Annotated in this window: 22 protein-coding genes; 14 read left to right on the forward strand and 8 right to left on the reverse strand. The window is 67.9% G+C overall.

The window, feature by feature from the left end; genetic code table 11:
- Nucleotides 1-4: 4 nt before the first annotated feature.
- A complete protein-coding gene (locus tag GO499_RS15060; RefSeq protein ID WP_348520782.1) occupies nt 5-760 on the reverse strand; it encodes a cupin domain-containing protein in 756 nt (251 codons plus the stop codon).
- Between the two features lie 39 nt (nt 761-799).
- On the opposite strand from GO499_RS15060, the gene GO499_RS15065 reads away from it, so the two are divergent.
- The 6 genes from GO499_RS15065 to GO499_RS15090 are packed head-to-tail and all read left to right on the forward strand — an operon-like array spanning nt 800 to nt 5,153.
- Nucleotides 800-1,372 carry a hypothetical protein gene (locus GO499_RS15065; RefSeq protein ID WP_161862948.1) on the forward strand — a complete coding sequence of 191 codons (573 nt, stop codon included), beginning with the start codon at nt 800-802 and terminating at the stop codon, nt 1,370-1,372.
- Nucleotides 1,369-2,034, forward strand: coding sequence for an ABC transporter ATP-binding protein (locus GO499_RS15070; protein WP_161862949.1), 666 nt, complete (start codon nt 1,369-1,371; stop codon nt 2,032-2,034). Before GO499_RS15065 ends, GO499_RS15070 begins: the two co-directional genes overlap by 4 nt.
- Entirely contained in the window at nt 2,031-3,209 is a 1,179-nt protein-coding gene (locus GO499_RS15075) for an ABC transporter permease (protein ID WP_161862950.1), read from the forward strand. Before GO499_RS15070 ends, GO499_RS15075 begins: the two co-directional genes overlap by 4 nt.
- Before the next feature lie 11 nt (nt 3,210-3,220).
- The gene (locus GO499_RS15080; RefSeq protein WP_161862951.1) at nt 3,221-3,979 is read left to right on the forward strand and encodes a DUF4198 domain-containing protein; all 759 of its coding nucleotides are present in this window, start codon (nt 3,221-3,223) and stop codon (nt 3,977-3,979) included.
- Complete coding sequence (locus tag GO499_RS15085) at nt 3,976-4,302, forward strand: hypothetical protein (protein WP_161862952.1); 327 nt, start codon at nt 3,976-3,978, stop codon at nt 4,300-4,302. The genes GO499_RS15080 and GO499_RS15085 overlap by 4 nt, the downstream gene beginning before the upstream one ends.
- Complete coding sequence (locus tag GO499_RS15090; protein WP_161862953.1) at nt 4,299-5,153, forward strand: metal ABC transporter substrate-binding protein; 855 nt, start codon at nt 4,299-4,301, stop codon at nt 5,151-5,153. Before GO499_RS15085 ends, GO499_RS15090 begins: the two co-directional genes overlap by 4 nt.
- Before the next feature lie 9 nt (nt 5,154-5,162).
- Here the strand turns inward: GO499_RS15090 and GO499_RS15095 are convergent, their stop codons facing one another.
- Nucleotides 5,163-5,963, reverse strand: coding sequence for a DUF4198 domain-containing protein (locus tag GO499_RS15095; protein ID WP_161862954.1), 801 nt, complete (start codon nt 5,961-5,963; stop codon nt 5,163-5,165).
- A 239-nt stretch (nt 5,964-6,202) separates the two neighbouring features.
- Between GO499_RS15095 and GO499_RS15100 the strand changes: the two genes are divergently transcribed.
- Both GO499_RS15100 and GO499_RS15105 read left to right on the forward strand, forming a co-directional pair.
- Nucleotides 6,203-6,469 (forward strand): spike base protein, RCAP_Rcc01079 family, encoded by a 267-nt coding sequence (locus GO499_RS15100; RefSeq protein ID WP_161862955.1) that lies wholly within the window; start codon nt 6,203-6,205, stop codon nt 6,467-6,469.
- Nucleotides 6,469-8,016 (forward strand): SGNH/GDSL hydrolase family protein, encoded by a 1,548-nt coding sequence (locus tag GO499_RS15105; protein ID WP_161862956.1) that lies wholly within the window; start codon nt 6,469-6,471, stop codon nt 8,014-8,016. Before GO499_RS15100 ends, GO499_RS15105 begins: the two co-directional genes overlap by 1 nt.
- Before the next feature lie 15 nt (nt 8,017-8,031).
- Here GO499_RS15105 and GO499_RS15110 read toward each other — a convergent pair whose 3' ends face one another.
- Nucleotides 8,032-8,451 (reverse strand): pentapeptide repeat-containing protein, encoded by a 420-nt coding sequence (locus GO499_RS15110; RefSeq protein ID WP_284154767.1) that lies wholly within the window; start codon nt 8,449-8,451, stop codon nt 8,032-8,034.
- A 222-nt stretch (nt 8,452-8,673) separates the two neighbouring features.
- Between GO499_RS15110 and GO499_RS15115 the strand changes: the two genes are divergently transcribed.
- The 6 genes from GO499_RS15115 to GO499_RS15140 are packed head-to-tail and all read left to right on the forward strand — an operon-like array spanning nt 8,674 to nt 14,252.
- Nucleotides 8,674-9,543, forward strand: a complete 870-nt coding sequence (locus GO499_RS15115) for a sulfotransferase family 2 domain-containing protein (RefSeq protein WP_161862957.1) — start codon at nt 8,674-8,676, stop codon at nt 9,541-9,543.
- Complete coding sequence (locus GO499_RS15120; RefSeq protein ID WP_161862958.1) at nt 9,540-10,850, forward strand: polysaccharide biosynthesis protein; 1,311 nt, start codon at nt 9,540-9,542, stop codon at nt 10,848-10,850. Before GO499_RS15115 ends, GO499_RS15120 begins: the two co-directional genes overlap by 4 nt.
- Nucleotides 10,847-11,698, forward strand: coding sequence for a sulfotransferase domain-containing protein (locus GO499_RS15125; RefSeq protein WP_161862959.1), 852 nt, complete (start codon nt 10,847-10,849; stop codon nt 11,696-11,698). Before GO499_RS15120 ends, GO499_RS15125 begins: the two co-directional genes overlap by 4 nt.
- A 27-nt stretch (nt 11,699-11,725) precedes the next feature.
- Nucleotides 11,726-11,884 (forward strand): hypothetical protein, encoded by a 159-nt coding sequence (locus tag GO499_RS15130; RefSeq protein ID WP_161862960.1) that lies wholly within the window; start codon nt 11,726-11,728, stop codon nt 11,882-11,884.
- A complete protein-coding gene (locus GO499_RS15135; RefSeq protein WP_161862961.1) occupies nt 11,881-12,972 on the forward strand; it encodes an acyltransferase family protein in 1,092 nt (363 codons plus the stop codon). Before GO499_RS15130 ends, GO499_RS15135 begins: the two co-directional genes overlap by 4 nt.
- Nucleotides 12,969-14,252 carry an O-antigen ligase family protein gene (locus tag GO499_RS15140; RefSeq protein ID WP_161862962.1) on the forward strand — a complete coding sequence of 428 codons (1,284 nt, stop codon included), beginning with the start codon at nt 12,969-12,971 and terminating at the stop codon, nt 14,250-14,252. The genes GO499_RS15135 and GO499_RS15140 overlap by 4 nt, the downstream gene beginning before the upstream one ends.
- Here GO499_RS15140 and GO499_RS15145 read toward each other — a convergent pair.
- The 5 genes from GO499_RS15145 to GO499_RS15165 are packed head-to-tail and all read right to left on the reverse strand — an operon-like array spanning nt 14,164 to nt 18,654.
- The gene (locus tag GO499_RS15145) at nt 14,164-14,997 is read right to left on the reverse strand and encodes a sulfotransferase family protein (protein ID WP_161862963.1); all 834 of its coding nucleotides are present in this window, start codon (nt 14,995-14,997) and stop codon (nt 14,164-14,166) included. The two genes, GO499_RS15140 and GO499_RS15145, sit on opposite strands and share 89 nt — an antisense overlap.
- Nucleotides 14,994-16,124, reverse strand: a complete 1,131-nt coding sequence (locus GO499_RS15150) for a glycosyltransferase (RefSeq protein ID WP_161862964.1) — start codon at nt 16,122-16,124, stop codon at nt 14,994-14,996. Before GO499_RS15150 ends, GO499_RS15145 begins: the two co-directional genes overlap by 4 nt.
- A complete protein-coding gene (locus GO499_RS15155; protein WP_161862965.1) occupies nt 16,124-17,002 on the reverse strand; it encodes a glycosyltransferase family 2 protein in 879 nt (292 codons plus the stop codon). The genes GO499_RS15150 and GO499_RS15155 overlap by 1 nt, the downstream gene beginning before the upstream one ends.
- Nucleotides 16,999-17,982, reverse strand: a complete 984-nt coding sequence (locus GO499_RS15160) for a glycosyltransferase family 2 protein (RefSeq protein ID WP_161862966.1) — start codon at nt 17,980-17,982, stop codon at nt 16,999-17,001. Before GO499_RS15160 ends, GO499_RS15155 begins: the two co-directional genes overlap by 4 nt.
- Nucleotides 17,983-18,654 (reverse strand): sugar transferase, encoded by a 672-nt coding sequence (locus GO499_RS15165; protein WP_348520783.1) that lies wholly within the window; start codon nt 18,652-18,654, stop codon nt 17,983-17,985.
- Nucleotides 18,655-18,826: the final 172 nt, after the last annotated feature.

Raw genomic sequence — 18,826 nt, forward strand, 5'->3', positions numbered from 1 at the left:
CGGCTCAGTCCGCCGCCACCTGCGCCAGGTGCCCTGATTTCACGTAAATCAGGCACCCGGTATCCGAATAGGCCAGGTGGGAAGAACCTACCGGATTGCGCACCCATGTGCCGGCGGGATAGCGTCCGTGCTCGTCGGCCAGTTCCCCCTCGATCACCAGGATTTCCTCGCCGCCCTCATGAGCGTGACGCGGGCCCTTCGCACCCGGCGCGAAATGCAGCATTCGTACCGTCTCGCCCGGCACCGAATGCAACGGCAGCACCGTGATACCCTCGGCTGAACCGGGCTGATAGTCGGCACTGCGGGTATCGACATGGAACTGGGCGTCGTCACCTTCCTCGAACTGGCAGAGCTTCACGAAGATCGTGCAGCCTTCCTTCGTATGCGGCTTGTGGCGGCTGCCGATCGGGTTGCGCACGTAGGTGCCCGCCGGGTAGTCGCCGCTCTCGTCGGAGAACACGCCCTCCAGCACCAGATATTCCTCGCCACCGCCGTGCGTGTGGGCGTCGAACCAACTGTCAGGCGCGAACCGCACGATCGTCGTCGCCCGCGCCACCTCTTCGCCCACCCGGTCGAGCATCATCCGCTCCACGCCCGCCGCCGGCGAGGCACGCCACTGATAGTCCTCCGGACGGATGACCACCCGTTCACCGAAATCCGCATTTACCCGCATCGCCCGTCCTCCCAGCACGCCACTCGGCGGCAGGATAGGCCAGCCGCGCCCGGTGGCAAAATCACAAGACTGCAATCCGCTCGACACCGCTGAAACTTCTCCTATGCTCCGCCCGTGGGAGAAGGCATGAGCAGGCGCAAGCTACAGAACAGGTTGCTGATCGCAGGGGGCAGTGCCCTGCTGCTGCTGGCCGCAGTGCTGGCGGCAATCCAGCTCTGGCTCCGTCCTGCCGGACCGCCGCGCTGGGACGAAGCGGCGATGAAGCCGGTGTTGTCCGGCTTGCTGGAACAGGTTTACGCGGCCTTCGGCCAGGTCGATGAATTTGCCATCTACGACGGTATCGCCGCCGCCGTGTCGGAAGATCTCGTTACCCCGCTCTACCTCCAGCGACGGGCCGCGCAACTGCATGAGGAAGCCAGCGGCGCCGCTACCGAAATCCTGGAGTTGCACCTGCTGGAAGTCACACCCCGCGCCCGAACCCCACAAGGCCTGCTCGTCGATGCCGTCTGGCAGGTCCAGGGCCGCGTCGGACACGGCGATCACCAGCACATCCGCCTGAACGAATACGCCGCCGGGCTGACCCTCGACGAGTCGGCGGACGGTTGGCAACTTACCGGCTTCGACCTCGACAGCGTCCAGCGGGAAGAGAGCGAGCCGGAATTCTTCGACGGCCTCGACCTGTTCGGAGACGGCCAATGATCGAAATTTCCGGCCTCGCCTTCGCCCATCCCGGCGGCGGCTTTCGCCTCGACGTACCGGAGCTTGCGATTGCACCGGGCAGCCGCACTGCCATCGTTGGCCCCTCCGGTACCGGCAAGACGACGCTCCTCAACCTCGTCTCGGGCATCCTGACACCGCAGGCAGGGCGCATTTCCGTCGAGGGTGAGAATATCGCCGCCTTGTCCGATGCCGACCGTCGCGCCTTCCGCATCCGCCGGATCGGCTTCGTCTTCCAGTCCTTCGCGCTGGTCGAATATCTCTCGGCCTTCGAGAACATCCTCTATCCCTACCGCATCACCGGCCATCTGAAGCTGACGGCGGAGGTCCGGGAACGCGCCCGGATGCTGGCCGAACGCACCGGGCTGGGCGACAAGCTCGGCCGCAAACCCGCCGCCCTGTCACAGGGCGAACAACAGCGCGTTGCCATCTGCCGCGCGCTCCTCGCCAGCCCGGCGCTGGTGCTGGCCGACGAGGCCACCGGCAACCTCGACCCGGAGAACAAGGCCCGCATCCTCGACCTGCTGTTCGAGCAGGTGGCCGCCGAGGGCGCGACCCTGCTGGCCGTCACCCATGATCACGAGTTGCTGCCGCGTTTCGATCACGTCATCGACTTCGCCGCCTATCGGAGCACGGGTGGATGACTGATACGTTCTTCCTCGCCCTCGCCTATATACGCCATCATGCGCTACGCTCCGCCGTGCTGGTGCTGGCGCTGGCGCTCATCGTCTTCGTGCCGCTGGCCACCCGCAAGGTGCTGGATGCCGCCGAAAGCCAGCTGACAGCCCGCGCTGCCGCCACGCCGCTGATGGTAGGCGCCCGCGGCTCTGCCCTCGACCTGATGATGAACGGCCTCTACTTCACCGCCGACCGGCCGGAGCGGATCAACATGGCCGCGGTGGACAGGGTTTGGGACGGCGGCCTCGCCATCGCCATTCCCCTGCACGTTCGCTTCACCGCCGGCGGCCAGCCGGTCGTCGGCACCAGCCTCGACTATTTCGACTTTCGCAGCCTGCAGATCGCGGAGGGTCGCCCGCTGGCCCTGCTGGGCGAGGCAGTGCTCGGCGCCAGTGCCGCCCGTCGCCTCGGCATCGGCCCCGGCGATCTGCTTGTCTCGGACCCGGAGAACCTCTTCGACATCGCCGGCACGTATCCGCTGGAAATGAAGGTCGTTGGCACCCTCGCTCCCACCGGTACGGCCGATGACGATGCGGTATTCGTCGACATCAGCACCGCCTGGGTCATCGAAGGCATCGGCCACGGCCATGACGACGTGGTCGAACAGGGCATGGCCGTGGGCGAGAATGGCGGCGAGGTCATCGCCAGTTCCGCCCTCACCCAGTTCACGCGCATCACCGAAGACAATATCGACAGTTTCCATTTTCACGGTCCGCCGCAGGATTACCCGATCTCCTCGCTGATCGCCGTTCCGCCCGACGCCCGCAACGCTGCCGTCCTGCGCGGCCGCTATCTCGACCCCGGCGACCCGACACAGATCGTCGTGCCGGAAACCGTGGTGCGCGGCCTGCTCGACACCATTTTCCGTATTGGCCGCGTGCTCGATGCCGTCTTCGTCATCGTCGGTGCCGCCGCGCTGATCGCCGTGGCGCTGGCGGGCTACCTGAGCCTGAAACTGCGTTCCGGCGAGGTTGAAACCGCTTTCCGTCTCGGATGTCAGCGCTCGATGATCGCCCGCCTGCTGGGCGCGGAGACGCTGATCATAGCCGTCACGTCACTTTGTCTTGCAGCAGCTACCTTGGCTGTTACATCTCATCTTATGGATGACGTCGCCGTCTGGCTCGTCACCACGCAACGGTAGGGGAGGGAAACATGATCCGCACATTGGCAACGGCACTCGTTCTGGCAGGGGGCCCCGCGTTCGCGCATTTCGGCATGGTCATCCCATCCGACAACATGGTGACGCAGGAGGAAGGCCGCAGCATCGACTTCACCGTTGCCTTTTCCCACCCGTTCGAGCCGCTGGGCATGGAACTGGTGATGCCCGAAAGCTTCAAGGTCTACACCGGCGAGGGCGAAGAAGATCTGACCGAGACGCTGCAAGCAGAGGAATTCTTCGGCGCGCCCGGCTACACTGCCAGCTACGAACTCTCCCGCCCCGGTGCCTACGCCTTCGTCATGACCCCGCAGCCCTACTGGGAACCGGCAGAGGACAGCTACATCATCCACTACACCAAGACCTACATCGCCGCCTTCGACGATGATGAAGGCTGGGATGCGGAACTGGGCCTGAAGACGGAAATCGTGCCGCTGTCGAAGCCCTTCGGCCTCTGGGCCGGCAACATCTTCCAGGGCATCGTCAAGTTCGACGGCAAACCCGTGCCCTATGCCGAGGTCGAGGTCGAGTATTACAACGAGACGGGCGCCAAGGCCCCGAACGAACTGATGATCACCCAGACCATCAAGGCAGACGGCAACGGCGTCTTCTCCTACGCTGCCCCGGTCTCCGGCTGGTGGGGGTTCGCCGCACTGAAGACGGCCAGCTACTCGCTGCCGCATGAGGATACCGCCAAGCCTGTGGAACTCGGTGCCGTCATCTGGGTGAAATTCGAGGACTGGATCGCGCAATGATACGCAGCGCCCTGATCGTCAGCCTGATGCTGGCGGCCACCCCGACCCTGGCGCACCGGCTGGTCATCTACGCATATGCCGCCGGTGGCGAAGTCATCGTCGAGGCCCGGTTCTCCAACCAGAAACCGGCGCAGACCGGCTCCGTCACCGTCGCTGCGGAAGACGAGACGGTACTCGCCGAAGCGGAACTCGACCCCTCCGGCGAAACCCGCATCCCGATCAGCGACAGCTTCGCCCCGGGCGTCATCGTCACGGTGAAGACCGGCGAGGGGCATGAGGATTACTGGGTGCTGACGCCCGACGACATTGAGGCCGGAAAATGAAACTGGTCCTTGCCGTCGCCGCTACCCTGCTGGCCGCGCCCGCACTGGCGGAGCCGCTGAAGATCACGGCCGTGAACAACGTGCTGGCAACCTTCGCGGAACGCATCGGCGGCGAGGCGGTCACCGTCACCATGCCCGCCCCCGAAGGGAGCGACCCCGCGCTGTGGAAGCCGGCGATCGCCGACATTTCCGCCATCCAGCAAAGTGATCTGATCCTTCTCAACGGCGCCGGCTACGCCGCCTGGACGACGAAGACCTCGCTGCCCCGCTCCCGCACCGTCACGGCGCTGGCCGGGCTGGAGCGGGAAATCATCGAGACCGAAGGGGCCATCACCCACAGCCACGGGCCGGAAGGCGAACATGCCCACACCGGGCAGGACCCGCACACATGGCTGGACTTCGCCCTCGCCGCCCGCCAGGCGCGCGCCATCGGCGATGCACTGGCCCGCAAGCTGCCGGAGGCCGATCTCGGCACCGATGCGCTGGTGGCGGAACTGGAGGCGCTTGACGCGAGAGCCGCGAGCATCGCCCCGCGTCTGCCGCAACCGATTGTCGCCTCCCACCCCCGTTACGCCTATTTCGCCCGCGCCTACGGTCTCGAAATCATTTCGCTGGAATGGGGCGCCGGGCAGGAGCCGGGGCCGGAGGATATCGCGGAACTGGAACAGATCCTGTCGGAGACTTCCGCCAGCATCTTCCTGTGGGAAAAGTCGCCATCCGAGGCGGCTGCTGCCGCCGTGTCCGCGCTCGGACTGGAAAACGTTACCTTCGAGACGGGCGCGCAGGCGGGCGAGAATATGCTCTCTGCCGCGACAACGGCACTCGATTCACTGGAAAAACTGGCGGAGTGAGGCGCTGCCTCAGCCCTCGACACCATAGACATGGCTCGCCCACAGGGTGGTCCACACGGTGTTCAACTGCTCCTTCAGCGCCGGCGTCGCCTCGATGATCCGCACGGCGTTGACCATGTATTCCCCCGCCTCGCGCGGCACCTCGACCCGGCCTTCGCCATCTGTCTCCAGCCACAGCTTCTTCACGGCACCGTTCTGGCGAATAAACACGAACACCGGGGCATTGGCATCCGGCCGACCCTGCCACAGCAGCCGGAACCGCACCGGCCCGCTCTCCGTATAGGGGTTGGTCTCCGCCACCAGTTCGAACGGCATCCCCACATGCTTGTCGGCACCGGCACCGTCACCTACCGCCACCATCGCCTTGGCGAACCGGTAATAGGATTCGCCCACCCGGTCCGTCGGGAACCCCTTCGCCCGATGCTCCTCCAGCACGAATTCCAGTTTCTTGCCCTTCAGGAATTTCTCGAAGCGCGCGAAGTCGTCGTAGACGACCTTCATCACCGGCGAGGCGTGAAAGACGACGTTCAGGCCCTCCTGCGCCGCCGGAAGCTGCACCGCCGGCCTCTGGCCCGTCTCGCCATGCATCCGCAGCGTCTGACCGCCGACGACCACGCCCGATTGCGTGTAGGTGCGGGCGTTGTACGGATACTCTGTGCCCTTGAAATCCTCGCCGTTGATCGCCCGCACCTTCACCGAAGCACCGGCAGGTACCTGATAGCGCTCCGGCTCCAGCCAGAATTCATGGGCAAAAACCGGTACAGCCAGCAGGCTCAGGGTCAGCGCCAACAGGTAGGTCAGACGGGGCATCGGTATTCCTCTTTCGGTTGCCTGCCCCGGATACTGCGCTTTTGCCCCGCGATGACAAGGCCCGTCGCCAAAGCGTGATCCGCTTTCCGGCGCACGCTGCCCAAACCCATGGTTAACAAATCCCTTCCTATCCTGTCTCCTCCGTGCGCGAGCGCCCGTTGCAGGCTCATATGGCCTCGGCCGATACCTGCAAGCCGCCCGCACCCGGTCATTTCGCAGCAGACCCTTGGGAATCTTTCATGACCAATCCATTCCAGAACCGCGCCTCCACCCTCAACGGCCCGGCGACCGACCTCGTGCCGGTCACGCCCCACAACACCAATGATCTCGCAGATGTCGCCCTCGCCCTCTATGTGGAAACCGGCGGCAGCCTCTCGATCGTCACCGTCAAGGGCGAAACCCGCTCTGTCACCGTCGGCGATCTCTCGATCCTGCCGGTTGGCGTGCGCCGGGTGCGCAACAACGGCACAACGGCCACCGGCATCCATGCTTTCACGGTAAGCTGATGATCGGTCTCGGATTATCGCGGGATACGCTTGCGCAGGGCCGGAAAGTCTCGCTTTCCGGCGGCGGCCCCCAGCCGCCCGCAGCCACCCCGCCGCGAACGCTGGCGCTCTATGGCGACAGCTTCGCGCAACGCTCACAGGATGTCACCGGCTCGCCCAACTCATTCGACAGCGGCCTCGTCACCCCCGTCTCCGGCAAATGGGCGACGGCGGATACGGAAGATGTCGGCGGCGTCGGCTGGGGCTTCGCCTCATGGCTTGCAGCGCTCGACGGCCGCTTCCGCACGCCGTGGCAACTCAACTTCGCCGTCGGCGGCCTCAACACCGGCCAGTTGTCGCAGGACGGCACCGGCGGCAATTTCCTCGGTGATTTCGCCACGCGGATGCAGGCCGCGCAGGTCGGGGCGCTACCGCCGCACGGCGTCATCTTCCAGGCCGGAACCAACGATGCCGTCACCGCCTTCCCGGCCATCGAGAGCTACAACAACATCCTTGCCATCTGCACCCGCATCGTGGCGCTCGGCCTGCCGGTGTTTCTCTCGACGGTGCTGCCGCGTGGCTCGGCCACCTGGCCCGGTGCTCGCGTCGATACGGGCCGCATCGCCGTTGTCGATGAACTCAATGCCCGCCTGCTCGCTGACCTCGGTTCCGAACCGGCACTGGCCGGGCAGGTCCATGTCGTCGATCCCCGCGCCAGCTTCCGCGATCTTGGGGGCCAGGCGAATGACGTGATCGACGCGCTCACCTACGATGGCCTCCACCTCTCCCCCGCCGGCTGCCGCCTGCTGGCGCTGGCCTATGCCGCGGCACTGGAGACGGCGTTCCCCACCGCACAGGTCGAGGGCCTGCCCACGGCCCTGCCCGATCCGGGCAATTTCATCGCCAACCCGCTGATGGCGGGCATCGGCGGCACGGTGACGATGATGGGCAACGCCACCACCAACCAGGATTTCAGCATTACCGGCACCGCGCCGGATGGCTGGACGGTGCGCACCACCAACACCGGTATCACCGGCTGGAACGGCACCGACCCGCGCAACATCAAGGGCACTGTCACCGTCGCCTCCGTGCCGGCAGCAGTCGGCGACGCGATCGAGATCATTGTCGACGGTGACGGCTCCGGCCACACCAACGACAACACCCGCGGGCTGGAGGCAACGGTGAACATCACCCTGCCCGACACCAGCGCCCTGCCGACAGGCAGCCATTTCGAGGGGCTCTGCCGGGTCGAACTGGAAGGGCACCTGAATTGCCGCGGCGTCTCGGCGGAGCTGCGGCTGACGGAGCCGGACAGCACCACCCGCTTTGCCCGCGCCTTGCGTCCTGCGCCCAACGGCACCCCGGAAATGGAGCTGAATCCGGCCACGGATTACACCGGCAACAATGCCCTGATGCTCCGCACGCCGCCCCGCGCCCGCAAACCCGGCAGTTACGGCACGGTCCAGTTCGCCGTCATGCTGTATTTTGCCGGACAGCAGAGCCAGCTTCAGGCAACGCTGCGCATTTCCCAGGCGGCCGTCCGCGCCATCGACAGTTCGCTGGCCTGAAACCTGCGCGGGCGCTCAGCCGCCCGCGCCCTGCGCAGCCCGCCACGCCGTCATCATCTCGCTGACCAGCACGCCGTCGATGCGCATGCCCGTCGTGTCGGCGGCGCTGATCTCCGCGCCCGAAAGGTTCACGCCCTCTATCCGCAGCCCCGACAGGTTGGCGTGGCTGATGCGAACCCCGCTCATGTTGGCATCCCGGATGGTCGCGCCGGACATGTTCACGTTCTCCAATTGCACCGCGGACAGGTTGACGTCGTCAAACCGCGCGTCCGAAAGGCAGGTATCGGTGAACGTCGCCCCCGACAGCACTGCATGAAACGCTGCATCCGTCAGGTTCACTCCGTCGAACCGCGCGCCGCTCATCTCGGCCCGGCTGAAAACCCGCTCCCGCATCTGCTCGCCGTCAAACGGGCTCGCACCGTCACTCCCTGCCATTCCCCGATCCCCCCAAAAAACAGTTCACATTCAAATTAAACTGGAAATGTTCCCGGTGACATCCTAATCTCGCACCCGGTGTTCAGGGAGTGTGGCCAACGCAAGCGTCAAGGGCCGCACGATGAGACAGGTAAATGGTATTGGCTCCGTCGGGCATTCCGGTGGCACGTCCCCTTTCACCCATCCCCGCAAACGCAACTCCCGCCATCCGCAGGCCGCGCCATGACCGGCACGGAAAGCCCCGGCGCCCGCACCCTCCGCCGCCTGCGCGTCAGTTCCGGCCGCCTCGCCCACACCGGTCTGTTGCCAGCCCCGCGCCACCCCTGCCTGTTCATGCACATGCCCAAATGCGGCGGCACGTCGCTGTCGCAGGCCCTCTATGCCACCGTTCCCATCCATCGCCGCGTCGCCGTCATCGACGCTCCGTCCACCCGACGCGCGGCGGCGATCTGGCACAAGGGCGTGGACGATCCCCGCCGCGCGCATGAGGATCTGCCCGGCGGCGCCCATACCTTCGCCCTGCGTGAGCAGTTGCTGCTCCAGCACATGGCCTGGGGCAGTTGGCTGATCCACGGCCACCTGCTCTGGTCGCAGAAAGCGCAGGAGCATTTCGGCGACACCTACAAATATGTCACCCTGCTGCGCGACCCGGTGGCGCGGATGGTCTCCAACTACCGGATGGCCGCCCGCGCCGGGCTGGTACGCGGCAGTTTTGACGCCTATCTTGATGGCCCTCTGGCCCGCAACCATGCCCGCGTCTACCTGCGCTATCTCGGGGGTCTCGCCGAAGTTTCCGACGATACGCTCGATGAAACCCTGGCCCTCGCCCTCGGACGGCTGCAATCCTTCGCCTGCGTCGGTTTTCTCGACGATATTCCCGGCTTTCGCACCGCCTACCGCGATCAGTTCGGCGTCGACCTGCGGATCGGCACGGCCAATGCCGCACCCGACGAACCGCCGGACCTTTCCGCCGCACAGCGCCGTACACTGACGGCGCTCTGCCGGCACGACCTCATGCTCTACGAGTGCGCCCGCGATGCATTCCGCGCCGCCGCACCCCTCGCCCGGCGGGCAAGGCCGCTGCCCGCATGAGCGTTGCCGCCGAAGCCCGCGCCCTCGTCGGCGTTCCGGCGCTGCTGGTCGCCGCCCGCCTCGGCGGCGCCATCTGCGGCATGCTGTTCCTGCTTCTGCTCACGCGCACAGGCGGCGCGGCGCTGGCGGGCGAAGTTGCAGCCCTGATCGCGGCCACCATGCTGCTGGGCCTCGCCGGCACCGCCAACATCGAGGCTGGCGGCGTCCGCTTCATGGTCCGGGCGCTGGCCACCGGCCAGCCGGAACAGGCCACCGGCTTCATCCGTTTCTCCCGCCGTCTTACCCTTGTCCTTGCCTGTTGCATCACCGCCGGTGTCTGGATCTGCACCACCCCCGGTGCCGCCGGCACACTTGCCTTGCTGGCCGTGCCGCTGATCGCCCTTGCCCGCCTCGGCGCAGGGCTGGCGATGGGCTTTTCCCGCGTCCTCGCCGGCATCGTGCCGCGCACCTTCCTGCGGCAGGCCCTGATGCTCGCCGGCCTCGCCCTGCTCACCGCCTCACTTGGCCCGCCAGACCTCTGGCAGGTGATGGCCCTCTGGCTCGCGGCCAACGCGGTGGTCGTCACCACCCAGTCCGTCGCCCTGCGCCGCCACCGCGTCCGCCTCACCGCCGCGCCCGATACCACCCACGCCCCTGCCTGGGTCCGCCACGGCCTCACCCTCGGCCTCAATGTCCTCTACATCGAATATGCCATCCAGCTCACCATCGTGCTCGCCGCCACAGTCCTTGCACCGGCGGACCTTGCCCGGCTGGACATCTGCCTGAAGATCGCCGCCTTCCTCCGCTTCGCCGCCATCGCCGTCAACCAGGCGTTCATGCCACGCCTCTCCGCCGCCCTTGCCACCGCCGATGCACCGGCCCTCGCCCGCTGGCTCGCCCTCGCGTCGCTGCTGCGCCTCGCCGCCGTCGGCACCGGCTTCGGCGTGCTGGCAGTCACCGCCCCTCATCTCCTGCGCCTGTTCGGGCCGGAGTTCGCACCGCTCGCCCCGCTTCTCCTCGCCCTCGCGCTGGAGCCGCTGATCGCCGCGCTCTTCGGGCCGGCGGCCACCATGCTCACCCTATCGTCCCGTCCCACGACAGTGTTGCCCGTTCTCGCCGCCACCCTCGCCACTCTCGCCCTCGGCACCCTGCTCGGCGGCCATCTCTTCGGCCTCTGGGGCGTTGCCGCCGCGTGGCTCGCCGCCGCGCTGCTCTGGTCCGCGGCCCTTGCCCACCGCGCCCAGGCCCAGCTCGGCATCGACACCACCGTCGCCGCCACCGCCCGCTGGTGCCGCACCCGTGTGCCAATGCCGGAGACCACGCCATGAAGCCCACACTCATCGGCATCGGCGTGCAGAAATGCGCCACCTCATGGGCCCACGCGGCCCTCGGGGCCCATCCCCAGATCACCGCCTCGGAACCCAAGGAAATCGACTATTTCAGCTATCGCTTCGATCACGGCCATCGCTGGTACGAAGCTCACTTCACCACCGCCACCCCGCATAGGTTCGAAATCTCGCCCTCCTATTTCCACGATCCGCGTGCGCCCCAGCGTCTCGCCGCCTACGCACCCGGCATCCGCCTGCTTGTGCTGCTTCGCTGCCCCGTCGACCGCGCCTTCTCCAACCACCTGCATGAGATTGCCAAAGGCCACATCCCCGCAATTCCGTTCGAGGATGGCCTCGCCAACAATCCCGCCTACGTCGAGCAAGGTCTCTACCACACCCATCTTTCCCGCTGGTTCGCCGCCTTCCCCGCCGACCGTATCCACGTGGCCTTCGCCGAGGACACCGCCCGCGATCCACAAGGGCAGGCCTGCGCCCTCTACCGGTTTCTGGGCCTCGCACCGCCCCCCGCCCGCGCCGTGGTGGCGGAGCGCCGCAACCGGTCGGACCAGCCACGCAGCGCCACCGTCCGCAGTATCCTCCGCTCCGGCGGTGCCATGCTCCGCCGCGCCGGGCTGGAGGAGGAACTGGCCCGCATCAAGAAGCTGCCGCCCGTCCGGGCCGCGCTCAACGCCAACAGCATCGACATCCGCAGCCGGATACCGCCAATGCATCCCGCCACCCGCGCCCGTCTCGAACACCTGTTCGCGCCGGAACTGGCGGCCCTACCCGCGCTCATCGGCCGCCCGCTGCCCTTTGCGGCGCGGACCGACCTGCCCGAACCCGTCTGAAGTGCCAAGGAAAAAGGAGGTACACTCATGGTAGCACTGCTGTTCGACCGCAAACTCATTCAGAAACAGGTCTGCGAATCCGCCGCCCGCAAATCCCTGCGTCCCCACGAATTCCGGCCGGAGCCGGTGGCAAGGCCCGCCAATGCCCCGCCTCCTCCCAAAAAGCCCGCACCCAGTACGAAATGAGCGGCATTTCCCTTCAGATCACCAAACCCGCTTCACCCATGGCGTCGCCACCTGCGGGCTTCAGCCCCGGAATACACGGCGCACGCGGGCTCTTCGCCCTCTGCGTCGTGCTCTACCACGTCTACAATTCCGGCCTGCCCGTCTGGTCCCTGCCTGCGCCCGTCCACCACGGGCTCAGATCGCTGACCTTCGGGGTGGAGATGTTCTTCGCCATCTCCGGCTACGTCATCATAGGCACCCTGGCCCGCAGTGACAGCGCCCGCGCATTCCTGCACAACCGTGCCAGCCGCATCCTGCCGCTGCTCTGGCTCACCACGCTGGTCTATCTGCCGCTCGCCCTCGTCGCCGGTCTACCCTGGGTCACCGGTCCGGCGACCAACGCCGCATTTCCGCTGATCGTCCTCGGCAATCTCTTCGCGCTGGCCCCGCTCCTGCCGCTGCCGGTGCTGTTCCCGGTCGCCTGGACAATCTGCTACGAATTCGCCTTCTACATCCTCGCCGGTGCCACCCGCCTCGCCCGCCGCGGCTGGCCCCTCGTCGTACTTGTCGGCCTTGCCATCTGCCTGCAGCATCCGCGCGCTCTGTTTTTCCTGCCGGGCATCCTCGTGGCCCTCGGCCTCGTCCAGCACCGCCTGCCGCCGGCCTTCATCCGGGAGCCGCTTCTGCCACTCGCCGTCTTCCTCGCGGCATGGAGCCTTGCCGCCAACCCCGAGTTGCCGCGCTTCGAACCGCTCTATCTCTGGGCCGATCCCGCGCGCTTGGCGCTTGCCGGTCTGGCACTCCTCGCCGCCACCGCCGCAATTCTCGGCATATCGGAGGGGCGCGGTCTCTTGGGCCGTGTTCTGCAGACCCGGCCGCTGATGTGGCTCGGCACCATCAGCTATTCGCTCTATCTCTGGCACACCATCATCATCGGCATCACCAAGGCGGCGATGCGCCACTTCGGCATCCCCGCGCTTGCCGGGCCCGCCAGCCAGCTTGTCCTGCTGGCGCTGGCGCTGCCCGCGTCGCTGTTCATCGCCCACGTCTCCGCCGAGTTTCTCGAAAAGCGCGTCACCCGCACCCTCCGCCGCCGGATCACCGCATGACGCTTGCGATCCGCCGTTCCACCATCGCCGTACTCGCCACCGCCGTGCTATTGTTCGCCGGCAACGGGGCCACCTTCCGGTTTCCCGCCGCCAACGCCGCCGTCTGGCTCTCGGCCTATGCCGCCGTGCTCTACTGGCTCGCCCGCACCCCCGGCCCCGCCCTCCGCAGCCTCCGCGCCGCCTGGCCATTGCTGCTTTTGCCGCTCCTCGCACTCGCTTCACCACTGTGGAGCGTCAATCCACCCCGCAGCGCCGCCGCCGCATTCCAGCTGCTGATGACCATGCTCATCGCCATCCGCATCGCCGGTCTGCTCGGCCCCCGTGCCATCTTCACCGCCCTGTTTATCGCCCAGTCGGCCGGGCTCGCCCTGTCGCTTGCCAACGCCGCCACCAACGCCCTGCCCCCGGCGTGGGAGGTCCATGGCCCGCTGCTCGGGATCTATGTCCAGAAGGGCTGGATGGGCAAAGCCGCGTTCTGGTGGGCCTTTTCCGCAACCGCCCTCGGCCTGTGGTATCGCCACCTGCCGCTGGCGCTCGCCGCCACCGCGCTGGCCGCCGCCCTCGCCCTGAAGGCGGAGAGTGTCCTCGCCCTGCTCGCCTTTGCCGCCATCGGCCTGATGCTGCTGTTCGCCACCGCCCGCCGCCTGCCGCCCACCCTCGGCCCGGCCCTGCCGCTGGGCGCGGCCACCCTGGCTCTCGGCCTTGCCGCCATCGCCAACCTCACTGGCGGTGATCTCGTGTCAGCCACGCTCGACGGTCTCGGCAAGTCCGGCACCCTCACCGGCCGCACCGTTCTCTGGGACATCGGCCTCGGCGCATGGTCCGACAGCCCGCTGCTCGGCACCGGCTACGGGGCCTTCTGGTCCTCCGCCACCTATGCCTGGGAAATCGCCTTCGTCCACGCGACCGTGGACAGCGGCCTCGCCGGGTTTCACAACGCCTACGTGGAGGCGCTTGTCTCCCTGGGCCTGGCCGGTGCCGTCCTGTTCGCCGTCCTGATTGTCGCCACCCTCCAGCGGCTGACACGCTGGTACCTCGCCACCACCAGCCCCGATGCCACCATCTGGCTGGCAGCCTGCGCCGCGATCCTGCTGATGGGACTGATGGACGACTACTTCTTCCGCCAGCACGCCCCGCATCTCGTTCTCTTCGCCGCCGCCTTTCTCCACGCCGACCCGGCACGCTGGCGCGTCAGACCTCCCAATCGGCGAAACGCTGGCCCGTCAGCAGCCGGAACCGGGCCGCATCGGCCGCCAGCAACGCGGCCAGCCGTGCCCTGAGTGCCGGCGGCACGTCCGGCACCGCACGCGCACCGCCACTGGCCAGCGCCGCCTTTAACCGCCGCCGCGCCCCCGGCGGAACGACCCGCTTCAGCGCCGTGCGCGCCCGGCTTCGCCGCAGCGCCAACAACCAGTCTGGCAACCGCGCCAGGCTGGCGGTGCCATTCTCGACATCCGCAGTTCCCCAGCGATCGGCCACGCCCAGATGCGCCGCCACCCGGCCGAGGCACGTCTCCGTATCGCTGCACAACTCTCCGAAATCCAGCACCAGCAGCCGCACCGACGGGAATTCCGCCAGATACGGTTCCAGTTGCGCCGCGTAGCTGCTTGTCTCGATCATATGCTCCCATGCGGACGAGCCTTCCAGGGCCTCCGGCGGCGGCACCGGGCCACCGATCAGCGCCGCATGCCGGTATTGGGACAGCGCCCGCGCCACCGGGTCGCGGGCTATGAATATCAGCTTCACCTCCGGCACCACTGCCGCCATCCGCGCCGCCACACCCGGAAACGCCGCCGCCTTGGTGTAATTCGGCGACGCCTCGCCATATACACGAAACCCCGGCGCGAACTGGCGGTGATACCAGTCAGGCCCGTGCCGCCAGCCCTTGTTTTCAACGAAGAAATCCGTCTCCTTCTCCCGCGACATTCCGATCTCCGGGTGCCGCCGCAGCAACTCGTACAGCGTCGTCGTCCCGGCCTTCATCGCGCCGATGACGATGAAATCCGGCAGGATGCGCCTGCTCATGCCGCCACCGCCAGTGGCATTTGCGGGCCGCCCAGCGCCGCCTTCACAACCACCGCCAGATCCTCCGGCATCTGCGCGAAATCACGGTCCGGCCGCGCCAGCAGGGCCGCCCGTCGCGCCGCAAGCTCTGTCCGGTCCAGCCCCCGCAACAGCGTCACCACCTCCACCGCCTCCGCCGAGCCGACGACCCATCCCAGCCCGTCGTCCGCCACCCGCCGGCCGGTTTCCGTACCGGCAACGGCCAGGCTCGGGCAGCCAAACCAGCTTGCCTCGTAGATGCGGTTGGGCAGCAGCAGGTCGGAATTCGCGCCCCGCTGCCACAGATCCTGCGCCCACACCATGTCCAGCCCGGCATAGGCGGCAGCCAGCCCCTCCGGCCACGCATATTCCCCGCGCCAGGCCATGTTCGGCCGCGCCGCCACCGCCGCGTGAAAGCCGGGCAGCGCATGCGCATGCACCCGCCCGCGCATCTCGATCCGCACCTCGGGCATCGCGTCGGCCACGGCGCAGAGCAGCGCGAAACTGGGTCCGCAGCGCAGCGCCCCCACCCAGCCCAGCACCAGCGGCCCCGTCCGCCGCCCCGGCGCCGGCCGCGGTGGCAACGGGCCCGACAGCTTGTTCTCCAGCAACAGCCACTGGCCGTCATGCCCCTGCACCGGCCGGAAATAGCCATCGATGAACCCGCCGGACGATGTCACCAGCACCGCCGCCCGCGCCAGCAATCGCCGTTCCACCCAGCGCGCCAGCCGGGAGGCCACGCCACGCCCCGACAGCAACCCGTGTATGTCGAGGCATTCGTACACCAGCGGCACCCGCCGCCCCGCCAGCAGCCGCGCCGCCAGCGCCAGCACACCCATGTCGAGGTTGCGGGCGATCAGCAGGTCGCAAGCCGCCACCTGCCGCCGCAGCCACCACAGCCTCGGCATCGCCATCACCAGACGTGACGCTCTCCGCCACAGCCGCTGCTCACCGATCCGGCCGAAGCTCAGGTGCCGCCATTCGACAGCGCACGCGCGTTTGCTCATCCCGACCGAGGCCACCTCATGCCCCAGGTCCCGATAGGCCCGGATGCGCCGGAGCTGCGCCACTTCCGAAATGTCGGCGGCAAAGAACATCAGTGAGGCCATCAACTCTCCCCGTAGATCCGTGGTGCCGTCCGGCCAAACCCGCCCGCCACCACCCCGCAGTGCAGGGCCCCGCGCAGCAGCCAGTACCGTCGCCGGGCCCCGTGCCACGCCAGTACCAGCGCCGCCGCGCCACAAAACCCCGCCTTGGCCAGCGCCGCACCGGTTACCGGCCGCCCGCCTGCGGCGCGGGCATGGCTCATCCCCATCCGGTAGCGCCGCGTCAGCAGCCAGCGCATGCTCAGACGCGCCGGCGCCACCGGCTCCCATACCGCCGCGTCCGGCGCGGTCGCGAAGCGCGCCCCCAGCCGCGCGATCTCGTGGAAGAACACGGTATCCTCACCGCCACAGCGCCCCAGGTCCGTGTCGAACCGGCACTGCGCCCACGGTGTCCCGGCCCAGCGAAGCAGGGCATTGCAGGTATGTCCCGTCGCCACCCGCCCCCGGGTCCGCACCGGCCGGTTGGAATGATAGTCGCCCGCCCGCATCCAACCCGGTGCCGCCGCCGGGTAGAGCGCCTCGGCCGCCGCGAACACGCCGTCTGTCCCCGTCGCCCGCACCGCCGCCAACAGCGCCGCGATCCAGCCCGTGGGCGCGATCTCGTCATCGTCGATAAAGGCCAGCCAGTCACCGTCCGCCCGCGCCAGCACCGCATTCCGCGCGACCGAGATATTGCCCGCCGGCGCGTGCAGATACAGCACCGGAAACGGCAGCGCCCAGCCCTCTACCAGCCCGCGGGCCGAAGGTGCGGTGTCGTTGTCGGCCACGATCAGCCGCAGGCAGACATCCTCCGGCACCGTTTGTGCCGCCAGGCTCGCCAGCGTCTCCGCCAGTTGGGGGCGGCGATAGGTGCACAGGCAGATGTCGATCCGCTCAGTCACGCCCGCGTCCTCTTGCCAAGGTGGGCGAGGAACCCGGCCGCCCAGCAAACATGCATCACCGCCAGCGCCACCCCGGCCCACAGTCCCGCCGGCCGCCGCAGGCGCACCGCGCACAAGAGCGACGCGCCCGTCAGCGCCAGACCGTAAGCACCCGGCCACAGCAGCGCCCACCGCCATATCGGCGCCGCCGCCAGCGCCGCACCGCAGGCCAGCAGGTTTGCCACCGGCAGCAACTGCCGCAACCGCGGCCGCAGCCGATGCTTCATGAGCGTCGCCGCCCTTCCGCGCCCGTACTGCCAGTACTGCCGCGCCAACGCCGCCGCCGTCGGCCGCATCGCGTAGTCCAGCCGAATCGCCGCATCCAGCCAGATGCGCCCCCCGGCCTGCGCCAGCCGCACGTCGAACTCCGCGTCCTCGTTGTGGCTGAAGGCCGGGTCATAGCCGCCGATGCGGCGAAACCACGCCAACCCGATACCCGCATGATGCCCATGCTCGACATAGCCGGAGCGCCGGCCGCCCCGGTGCGCCGCTCCGCCGGAGCCGAGCGGCGTATCGACGATCCACGCCGCTGCCGCCGCGAAGCCGTTGCCGGATGTATCCCGCGCGTCCATCGGCACCGCCAGCGCCGCGCTGTCGCGTGCCGCCAGCGCCGCCGCCACCCGCGCCGCAAAGCCCGGCGGATAGACGGCATGGGCGTCACAACGCACCAGCGTGTGATGCTCCGGCCCGGCTTTCTGCGCGACAACGGCATTTATCCCCGCCGATTGCAGCCGTGCGGGATTGTGCAGCACCTCCAGTCCCGGCACCTCCTCCGCCAGCCGCGCCAGTTCCGCCAGCGTGCCGTCGGTACTGCCGCCATCGGCCACCACCAGCCGCGCGCCGTCGCGTGCCGCCCCGGCCAGCGAGGTGATGCAGCCCCGAATATGACTGGCCTCGTTCAGCGCCGGAATGGCGATCAGCACGCCCGAAAGGTCGGCCACCTACCGCCCCGTGCGTGCAAGGACCACCACGGCGGTCGCCAGCAGGATCGCAAAGTCGACCACCGGCGAAACCCGCTCGGCGTAATCGACATCCATGCCCACCCGCTCCGCGTAGGACACACGGTTGCGTCCGGAAACCTGCCACAAACCGGTGATCCCCGGCCGCATCCGCAGGTAGGCCCAGCTCTGGCCGGCGTATTTCTCCAGTTCCGGCGGCGTTACCGGTCGCGGCCCGACGAGGCTCATCTCGCCCAGCACCACGTTCCAGATCTGCGGCAACTCGTCGAGGCTCGTCCGCCGCAGGAACCGCCCCAGCCGCGTCACCCGCGGGTCGTCCTGCAGCTTGAAATCGCGCTGCCAGGCCTGCGCCGCTTCCGGATGCGCCGCCAGGTGCCGCGCCAGCACCGCCTCCGCGTCCGGCACCATCGTCCGCAGCTTCCAGCAGGTGAACATCGCGCCGTCGCGCCCGACACGGCGATGGCCGAAGAACACCGGCCCGCCATCACGGCGTATCAGCAGGGCCAGCACCGCGATCAGCGGCAGCACCAACGGCGCCAGCAACAGCGCCAGGGCGAGGTCCAGCCCATGCTTCACGCGCGCACGATAGATCGTGTCGCTGACAGGTCTGTTTGCGGGGTAGGGAAGGCGGATGGGGAAAGGAGAGATAAGCAAGGCGGACTCCCGAAAGCCAGATACAGTCCCGCACACTCCCCGCACATGCCCCCATGCGCCGATCCGGTCTATTCGCCAGACAGTTAACAAAATTTTAAAAAATTTTACGTCAATTGCCTCTGGAAGCCCGAATTGGTTAATGCGACCTGAATGACCGGTCGCGGACAGGAGT

The organism is Algicella marina (assembly GCF_009931615.1).
GTDB classification, from domain to species: Bacteria; Pseudomonadota; Alphaproteobacteria; order Rhodobacterales; family Rhodobacteraceae; genus Algicella; species Algicella marina.

Bases quoted from the DNA above. Each gene is read 5' to 3' on its own strand.
- GO499_RS15065 (WP_161862948.1), top strand. From the start codon at position 800: ATGAGCAGGCGCAAGCTACAGAACAGGTTGCTGATCGCAGGGGGCAGT.
- GO499_RS15070 (WP_161862949.1), top strand. From the start codon at position 1,369: ATGATCGAAATTTCCGGCCTCGCCTTCGCCCATCCCGGCGGCGGCTTT.
- GO499_RS15075 (WP_161862950.1), top strand. From the start codon at position 2,031: ATGACTGATACGTTCTTCCTCGCCCTCGCCTATATACGCCATCATGCG.
- GO499_RS15080 (WP_161862951.1), top strand. From the start codon at position 3,221: ATGATCCGCACATTGGCAACGGCACTCGTTCTGGCAGGGGGCCCCGCG.
- GO499_RS15085 (WP_161862952.1), top strand. From the start codon at position 3,976: ATGATACGCAGCGCCCTGATCGTCAGCCTGATGCTGGCGGCCACCCCG.
- GO499_RS15090 (WP_161862953.1), top strand. From the start codon at position 4,299: ATGAAACTGGTCCTTGCCGTCGCCGCTACCCTGCTGGCCGCGCCCGCA.
- GO499_RS15095 (WP_161862954.1), bottom strand. From the start codon at position 5,963: ATGCCCCGTCTGACCTACCTGTTGGCGCTGACCCTGAGCCTGCTGGCT.
- GO499_RS15100 (WP_161862955.1), top strand. From the start codon at position 6,203: ATGACCAATCCATTCCAGAACCGCGCCTCCACCCTCAACGGCCCGGCG.
- GO499_RS15105 (WP_161862956.1), top strand. From the start codon at position 6,469: ATGATCGGTCTCGGATTATCGCGGGATACGCTTGCGCAGGGCCGGAAA.
- GO499_RS15110 (WP_284154767.1), bottom strand. From the start codon at position 8,451: ATGGCAGGGAGTGACGGTGCGAGCCCGTTTGACGGCGAGCAGATGCGG.
- GO499_RS15115 (WP_161862957.1), top strand. From the start codon at position 8,674: ATGACCGGCACGGAAAGCCCCGGCGCCCGCACCCTCCGCCGCCTGCGC.
- GO499_RS15120 (WP_161862958.1), top strand. From the start codon at position 9,540: ATGAGCGTTGCCGCCGAAGCCCGCGCCCTCGTCGGCGTTCCGGCGCTG.
- GO499_RS15125 (WP_161862959.1), top strand. From the start codon at position 10,847: ATGAAGCCCACACTCATCGGCATCGGCGTGCAGAAATGCGCCACCTCA.
- GO499_RS15130 (WP_161862960.1), top strand. From the start codon at position 11,726: ATGGTAGCACTGCTGTTCGACCGCAAACTCATTCAGAAACAGGTCTGC.
- GO499_RS15135 (WP_161862961.1), top strand. From the start codon at position 11,881: ATGAGCGGCATTTCCCTTCAGATCACCAAACCCGCTTCACCCATGGCG.
- GO499_RS15140 (WP_161862962.1), top strand. From the start codon at position 12,969: ATGACGCTTGCGATCCGCCGTTCCACCATCGCCGTACTCGCCACCGCC.
- GO499_RS15145 (WP_161862963.1), bottom strand. From the start codon at position 14,997: ATGAGCAGGCGCATCCTGCCGGATTTCATCGTCATCGGCGCGATGAAG.
- GO499_RS15150 (WP_161862964.1), bottom strand. From the start codon at position 16,124: ATGGCCTCACTGATGTTCTTTGCCGCCGACATTTCGGAAGTGGCGCAG.